We start from the raw sequence: 829 nt of genomic DNA, 5'->3' as shown, positions 1-829 counted from the left end.
AAAAAGATGGCTTTCGCTGCTCGTTCGCTCACAAAGCCACCAACCAGCATATTTAACCGGCGAAATCAGCTTGCTGCAGGCACCGCGATGGCAAAATCGTGCAGGTTGTCATAGATGGCATCTGCCAGTGCGCTACCCGTTTCGGTAACCGGCTTACCGGTTCTGACCATGATCTTGTGACCGACCCCGGCATTGCTCGCTGCTTTCAGATCGGAAGGCTTGTCACCCACCATATAGGAACGACTCATGTCGATGTTCAGTTCCTTCTTGGCGAGCAACAACATTCCCGGTTCCGGCTTGCGGCAGTCACAGGGAGCACCGTGATCCGGATGGTGTGGGCAGAAGTAGATACCATCGAGGTCCACATCGCGATCGGCCAGCGACCAATCCATCCACTCGGTCAGGTTCATGAAATCATCTTCGGTGAAATAACCGCGGGCAATCCCTGACTGGTTGGTCACTACAACCAGCAGATAGCCTTTCTTTTTGAGGAGCTGCAGGGCGTCTATGACTCCGGGCAGAAAATGGAAGTCATCGACCTGGCTGACATAGCCAGTGTCTTCATTGATGACACCGTCACGATCCAGAAAAATGGCGGGTTTGCTCACGGAAACTACCTCTATCAATGGTTTTGCCCAGTATCTCACAGGGCAGATAAAGCCCAAAAACAAAAGGGGCGGCCGAAGCCACCCCTTTCATGTGTGTATTTAAAGTATCGATTAAGCGATAACTTTAGCTACAACACCAGCACCTACGGTACGGCCACCTTCACGGATAGCGAAACGCAGGCCGTCGTCCATTGCGATCGGTGCAATCAGGGTAACAACCA

At 52.4% G+C, this 829-nt stretch carries 2 protein-coding genes; both read right to left on the bottom strand.

The genetic code is table 11. From position 1 onward, the window contains the following. Positions 1-65: 65 nt before the first annotated feature. Complete coding sequence (gene gmhB / locus AACR93_RS18810) at positions 66-608, bottom strand: D-glycero-beta-D-manno-heptose 1,7-bisphosphate 7-phosphatase (RefSeq protein WP_043851634.1); 543 nt, start codon at positions 606-608, stop codon at positions 66-68. A gap of 111 nt (positions 609-719) precedes the next feature. Next, on the bottom strand, positions 720-829 hold a 110-nt coding region (locus AACR93_RS18805), incomplete at its 5' end, for an EF-Tu C-terminal domain-related protein (RefSeq protein WP_156153010.1).

It is taken from the genome of Aeromonas sp. L_1B5_3, assembly GCF_963866575.1.
Taxonomy (GTDB): Bacteria; Pseudomonadota; Gammaproteobacteria; order Enterobacterales; family Aeromonadaceae; genus Aeromonas; species Aeromonas jandaei.
The sequence above is the reverse complement of the archived record's forward strand: the minus strand, read 5'-3'. Positions and strand labels throughout refer to the sequence as shown.